Here is a 6,279-nt window from a genome sequence, read left to right on the forward strand (position 1 = left end):
GAGGGGTATCATGGCGTTGGATTGGGACAAGCTACGCGTGTTTCACGCAGCGGCGGAAGCGGGGTCGTTTACCCATGCGGCCGAGACTTTGCATTTGTCGCAATCGGCGATCTCGCGGCAGGTCAGCGCGCTCGAGCATGATGTTGGCGTGCCGCTGTTCAACCGCCATGCCCGCGGCCTGGTGCTGACCGAACAGGGCGAAATGCTGTTCCGCACGGCGCATGACGTGCTGATGAAGCTCGAGACGATCAAGTCGCGGCTGACCGAGACCAAGGACCGTCCCTCGGGTGTGCTCAGGGTGACGACCACGGTCGGGCTGGGTGCTGGCTGGCTGACCGAGCGCGTGCAGGAATTCATCGAACTCTACCCTGAAATCAGCCTGCAACTGATCCTCGCCAATGAGGAACTCGACCTCACCATGCGACAGGCCGATTGCGCCATCCGGCTGCGCCAGCCGCAGCAGCCGGACCTCATCCAGCGCCGCCTGTTCACCGTGCATTTCCACCTTTACGCTGCTCCCTCCTATGTGGCCAAGTACGGCAAGCCGGCTTCGGTCGCCGAGCTGAAGAACCATCGCATCGTCACCTTCGGCGTGCCGGTTCCGTCGCATCTGTCGGAGCTGAACTGGCTGGAGACGGTCGGCGATTTCGAAGGCGGGCAAAGAGTGCCGACGCTGCAGATCAACGACATATTGTCGATCAAGCGTGCCGTGCAGGGCGGAGCCGGCATCGCCATGCTGCCCGACTATGTGATCAACAAGGATTCCGGCCTGGTGCAGCTGCTGCCGGAGACCGAGGTGCCGTCCTTCGACACCTATTTCGCCTATCCCGACGCGATGAAGAACCAGGCCAAGCTGCATGTGTTCCGGGATTTTATCATTGCCAAGGCCAGAAGCTGGTCCTTCTGAGGGCACGTCGATATTCAGGGGAGGCCGGCCTGCAAACGGCGGTTTCCTGCGCTTGCGGTGCTCGCGTGCGAAAAGTACGCTCCGCACCGGTTCTCGGAAGCCGCCATTCTCGACTCGGCCCGACGTGAATCTCAAAATGCCCTGGGCGGGCGCTGCTCACTTCCTGGCTCACCCCGCCACGGTGTCAGGCGGGGCAGCCAGCCGGGGACGTTGCGGCGGTAGGTTTCATATTCGGCGCCATAGCGGCCGGCGAGCGTCGGTTCCTCGTAGAGCCTGACGAAGGTGATCATGGCGGCAGCGGCGATGGCGGCATAGGCCGCGATGGTCCAGCTCGAGAACAGCAGCGCCTGGCCGAGGATGATCGACAGTACCGCGACATACATCGGGTTGCGGACATGGCGGTAGACGCCGCCGATCACCAGCTTCTCGGTCGGCGCCACCGGCGCGGGTGTGCCCAGCCCCTCAAGCGCGAAGCGGGCGAAGGCGTGGAGCAGCACGGCTATCGCGGCGACGATCAGCAGCCCGCCAATAGGGACAAGGCCCGGCAGCCTCGACCATGGCAGCCCCCAGCGATCGGTCAACAGCCAGGGCACCAGTCCGGCGACCACGCCAGGCGCCACGATAAAGAAGGCCGCACTGCCGGCGATCGCCGAAAAAGTTCGCATTGGGGGCTTCCTCCCTGATTGCCTGAGAAATGAACGCCTGCTGCTCGATTCCACGCCATTGCGAAGTTTCGGCATTTTGGGGCAAAAACCGGTCGCGATTCGCGATTCTGTAGTGATGTTCGTCCTGTCCAGCGCTCCGTTTCGGGATTTTTGCTGGTCCTATTGGTCCCAAATATGGGTTAGACCACAGCCTGCGTCTTTTTGCATGCGTGTGTTGCAAAATAGATGCTTGTTTCTTGGGCATGATGAGCACATATATAGATCATCTCTGGGGCGCGTTCTCCTCCCATTAGCGCCCTTGAGTGTTCCCCTCTGGAGGTTAGCCTTAACAGGCACTTCCAATCAAACTCAGCCGGATCTTCGTTGATCCGGCTTTTTTGTTGCCTGCGTCCCGTCGGCACTGCTGAAAAGTCCCAACAGAATTGCCACGTAACAGTGACATGTAACCTCTGGTAACATGTCGCGGGCGCTCATCGCGTGCTATGCACACCATAGGACGCGGTGTGGTTCGGACGGGAGATGGGGGCATCACTCGGACGGGCCCGGGCTCAGGCGGCTACCGCGTCCGAACCGTTCTTCCGCCGGAACTTGGCGGCACCAGGTGCGGCGGACCTGCCGTTTTTACCTCCCAAGAAAACGGTCCGCGATAGAAACGACGTCCGGTTCGCGCTGGGCGTCGTTTTCATTGTGAAGGCGCGTCGCACTGAAACAGGTTCAGTCGACTCGCCCCAAGTTTTTGTTTTCATGCATCTCGTTGTCGCAAAACCGCCGCGCATTTTGGAGCGGCATGCGTTGGCCCCTCGAACCGAGGTTCGAGGGGAACGCGGCGTGGCGACAGGGTCAGGCAGCTTTGCCGCTGGCGTTCATCGCCTCGTCGGCAAGCCGACCGGTAAGCTCTGCCATGTGGTCGAAGGCGGCGCGGTAACTGGCGACGCCCGCTGTCGCCGAGCGCAATTCGATGATCAGATCGCCGATCTCGGCTTGCGGCATGGTTGCCTCGACGACATCCCATCCCGGCCAGTCGGGCCGCGCGTCATAGCCAAGGATCTGGCCGCGCCGCTGCGGGATGAGCGCGATGATCTTCGAGGTCGCGTCGGATGGCGTGACGATCTCGACCTTCATCACCGGTTCCAGAAGCACCGGCGAGCAGGCGGCCATGCCTTCCTTCATCGCCAGCCTGGCCGCCATCTGGAAGGCCATGTCGGAGGAATCGACCGCGTGATAGGAGCCATCCGACAGGTTGACGGCGACATCGACCACCGGGAAGCCGAGCGGGCCGGACTTCAAATAGTCGCGCACGCCAGTCTCGACCGACTGGATATAGGTCTTCGGCACGACGCCGCCGGTGATGGTGTCGGTGAACTGGAAGCCTGAGCCGCGCGGCAGCGGTTTGATCTCGATCACCACATCGCCGAATTGGCCATGACCGCCGGACTGCTTCTTGTGGCGCCCGCGCTGCTGCGCCGTTTTGCGGATCGTCTCGCGGTAGGGCACCGCCGGGGCGTGGCCTTCGACCGGAATCTGGTTCTTGCCTTCCAGCCGCTCGCGCACGACACGCAGATGCATCTCGCCATGGCCCGACAGCACGGTCTCGGCCGAGTCCTGGTTGTGGCGCAGACTGAGCGAAGGGTCTTCCTCGGCCAGCCGCTGGATGGCGGCTGACATCTTCACCTCATCCTTGCGCTCCTTGGGGCGCAGCGCGAAGGCGAAGACCGGTTGCGGCGGCTCGACATTGAACAGTTGTTTGGTGCCGCCCTTGGCCGAGGTCAGCGTCTGGCCGGTCTTGACCTCGTCCAGCTTGCCGAGCGCCACCGTATCGCCAGCCTTGGCGGTGGTGAGCTTGGACTGGTCCTTGCCGAGCATCCTGTAGATACCGGAGACCTTCGCCGTGTCACCGTTAGGCAGCCAGAGTTCGGAACCGTCGACGACCTGGCCGGACAGGATGCGCGACACCGACAGTTTGCCGCCATGCGGTGTGTGGATGGTCTTCATCACCTGAACCACGGTGGCGCTGCCATCAGGGGCGCCGAGCCGCTTGCGGGTCGCCTCGATGTCGGGCGCGTCGTGGCGGATTGCCTTCAAGAGGCGCAGCACGCCATTGCCCTTTTCGGCGGTGCCGATCAGCACCGGTGTCACCGCGCCATCGCGCAGATCAGCGGCGAGGTCGTCGAAGATCGCATCCTTGGGGGGCTCGATTTCTTCGAGCAATTGTTCCATCAGCTGGTCGTCATGGTCGGCCAGGGTTTCCAACATGGAGAAGCGCGCTTCAAGCTCGCGCGCCTTGTCGTCGCCTGGTATCTGCGCAATTTCGCTCTCGGCATATTCGCGATAGATGTAGGCGCGCTCCAGCGCCAGATCGATCGAGCCGATGACGACGCCATCCTTGCGCAGCGGAATCTGGCGCAGCAGCAAAGGTACGGCACTTGCCGGCTGCAACATCTTCAGCGTGTCGCGCACGCCTGATATCGCCTTGTCGACCTTGTTGAGGAACAGGATGCGCGGCACGCCGAGATCGTCGAGCTTGCGCATGATCAGTTGCAGCGCCGGAATCTTCTTTTCGTCGGCCTCGGCCACGACCACCGCGAGGTCGCATGCGGCCAGCACCGGCTCGGCCTCGAAGGAGAATTCGATGGAGCCGGGACAATCGACGAAGGTGAGCTGCTCGCCCATGAATTCGGTGGTGGCGAAGGTCGCCTCGACGCTCATGGCGTGGGCACGCGCCTCCGGCGAATGGTCTGAAACGGTGTTGCCCGAGGAAACCGGGTTCTGGCGGGGAATGGCGCCCGTGCGGGCCAATATGGCTTCGAGAAGTGTCGTCTTACCGCTTGCGAAGGGACCGACTATGGCAATGCATTTCGGTCCCGTGCGTCGTCCTCCGGCGCGAGTACCCATGACTGACCTCCACTCAGGCGTTTCCCTAGGGACCGACTGGCATTCATGGTTCAGGCGGGGTCAATCGGTCCTGAGCGGCGGCCGGCCTGTTCGACCGTCGCGGGCGGGGTTCTTTTTGATTGCCACCACCTGAAGGCATCGTCCCACTTGTTTGCCGGCAGGGCAAGAAAAATAGAAATTTGCGGCTCTGCCGCTGCCTCAGGCGCTCAGTGCGAGCTTGTCGTTGTTGGCTGCGCGCAAGTGGCCAAACTTGTCGCGTGGCGCCGGCCTGCCGAAGAAATAGCCCTGGAAACGATTGCAGCCGGCAGCTCTGGCGAGCGCGAACTCTTCTTGCGTCTCGACACCCTCGGCGACGATGGTGACATCCTGGATGCGCGCGATCTGGGCGAGCGCCGAAACGAAGATCTGCGCCACCTGGTCATGGGCAAGGCTGCGGATGTAGGAACGGTCGATCTTGATGCAGTCGATGGGTAAGGTCTTCAGGTAGTTGAAGCCGCAATGGCCGGTGCCGAAATCGTCGAGCGCGATGTGGAAGCCGAGGCCGCGCAATGCTTCGAGGCGCCGCAGGATTTCGGGCGTGGCGGCGGTCGCGACCGTCTCGGTGATCTCGATGACGAATTGCGCCGCGGATCGGCCAGTTTCCTTCAGCACGCGGTCGCACATGGTGACGATCTCGTCGCGCTTCAGCTGTTCGCCGGAGACGTTGATCGAGATGCGGCGACCGGGGAAATGGGCGATATCGGCGCAAGCCCGCTTGAACACCCATTCGCCGAGCATGTCGATCAGCGTCGAGCGTTCGGCGATCGGAATGAATTCGGCCGGCGAGATCAGGCCGCGCACCGGATGGCGCCAGCGGATCAGCCCTTCGAAGCCATAGGTGGAACCGTCCGGGTCGACGATCGGCTGGTAGTGCAGCTCGAGTTCGCCGAGATAGACAGCGGCGCGCAGTTCCCGCTCGACCAGGCGGCGGTAGCGCTTGTCGGACAGCATCTCCTCGTCGAACACGGTGACGCGGCCACGGCCCGCCGCCTTGCTTTCGTAGAGCGCCAGGTCGGCAACCAGCATCAGTTCCGTCGTGTTCGACGCATGTGTCGGCGCCAGCGCGACGCCGACGGAAATGGAGAGCGGAATGGTCCTGCCTTCATGGGATTTGCCGACCCGCATGGCGTCCAGCAATTGCCTGATATCCTTGTTGATGGCGGTGAGATCACTGTGTGGAATGATGACGCCGAATTCGTCGCCGCCGAGCCGACCGACCATGCCGCCGACAAAGATGCGCTCGGCGGTCTTGACGAGATGCGCCAGGGTGCGGTCGCCGAACTGATGCCCGAACGTGTCGTTGAGCTGCTTGAAATGGTCGAGGTCGATCAGCAGCAGGGCCGCATCGCGCCGATCGCGCATGGTGCCCAGGCTGTTGCCCAGCGCTTCGAGGAAATAGCGGCGGGTCATCGCCCCCGTCATCGCGTCCCTGGTCAGGAAATGATGCTTTTCGGCCTCGGCGGCGGCTGCGGATTTCAGGCTATGGACGACGCTGCTGCGCATGTACATCAGCGCCAGCAAAGCCAGGCTGGTGGCGAGAATCGAGACCACGAAGGCGCTGCCGGAGGACAGATTTTCTGACATCTCGACCGCGCCAAGCAACGCGGCGCCGATGCTGATCAGAAGCAAGGACTGGATGCTACGGTAGATCCGGCCGCTATGGTCCTTGATCGTCGCCAATATGCTCATCGCATCGCCCCCTGCATCCGCCGGCAAAGGGCTAAAGCGTGTCGCGTTTTAAGGGATTCAGGATTCCCATTGATTTGAGTTCGTGAT

The 6,279-nt window shown here is 62.5% G+C and carries 4 protein-coding genes; 1 reads left to right on the top strand and 3 read right to left on the bottom strand.

Going from position 1 to position 6,279, the window contains the following annotated elements:
* Window positions 1-10 precede the first annotated feature (10 nt).
* Window positions 11-907: a LysR family transcriptional regulator gene (locus NR193_RS30435; RefSeq protein ID WP_256754373.1), complete on the top strand. Its 897-nt coding sequence runs from the start codon at window positions 11-13 to the stop codon at window positions 905-907.
* A gap of 131 nt (window positions 908-1,038) precedes the next feature.
* On the opposite strand, the gene NR193_RS30440 is transcribed toward NR193_RS30435, so the two are convergent.
* The 3 genes from NR193_RS30440 to NR193_RS30450 all read right to left on the bottom strand — a co-directional run bounded on the left by NR193_RS30440 (window position 1,039) and on the right by NR193_RS30450 (window position 6,192).
* A complete protein-coding gene (locus tag NR193_RS30440; RefSeq protein ID WP_256754374.1) occupies window positions 1,039-1,572 on the bottom strand; it encodes an isoprenylcysteine carboxylmethyltransferase family protein in 534 nt (177 codons plus the stop codon).
* Window positions 1,573-2,412: 840 nt separating this feature from the next.
* Window positions 2,413-4,464 (bottom strand): elongation factor G, encoded by a 2,052-nt coding sequence (locus NR193_RS30445; protein WP_256754375.1) that lies wholly within the window; start codon window positions 4,462-4,464, stop codon window positions 2,413-2,415.
* 198 nt (window positions 4,465-4,662) lie between these two features.
* Window positions 4,663-6,192 (bottom strand): bifunctional diguanylate cyclase/phosphodiesterase, encoded by a 1,530-nt coding sequence (locus NR193_RS30450; protein WP_256754376.1) that lies wholly within the window; start codon window positions 6,190-6,192, stop codon window positions 4,663-4,665.
* Window positions 6,193-6,279 lie beyond the last annotated feature (87 nt).

The sequence above is a fragment of the Mesorhizobium sp. Mes31 genome, from assembly GCF_024519675.1.
Classification (GTDB): domain Bacteria; phylum Pseudomonadota; class Alphaproteobacteria; order Rhizobiales; family Rhizobiaceae; genus Mesorhizobium.

Bases quoted from the DNA above. Each gene is read 5' to 3' on its own strand.
- NR193_RS30435 (WP_256754373.1), top strand. From the start codon at position 11: ATGGCGTTGGATTGGGACAAGCTACGCGTGTTTCACGCAGCGGCGGAA.
- NR193_RS30440 (WP_256754374.1), bottom strand. From the start codon at position 1,572: ATGCGAACTTTTTCGGCGATCGCCGGCAGTGCGGCCTTCTTTATCGTG.
- NR193_RS30445 (WP_256754375.1), bottom strand. From the start codon at position 4,464: ATGGGTACTCGCGCCGGAGGACGACGCACGGGACCGAAATGCATTGCC.
- NR193_RS30450 (WP_256754376.1), bottom strand. From the start codon at position 6,192: ATGAGCATATTGGCGACGATCAAGGACCATAGCGGCCGGATCTACCGT.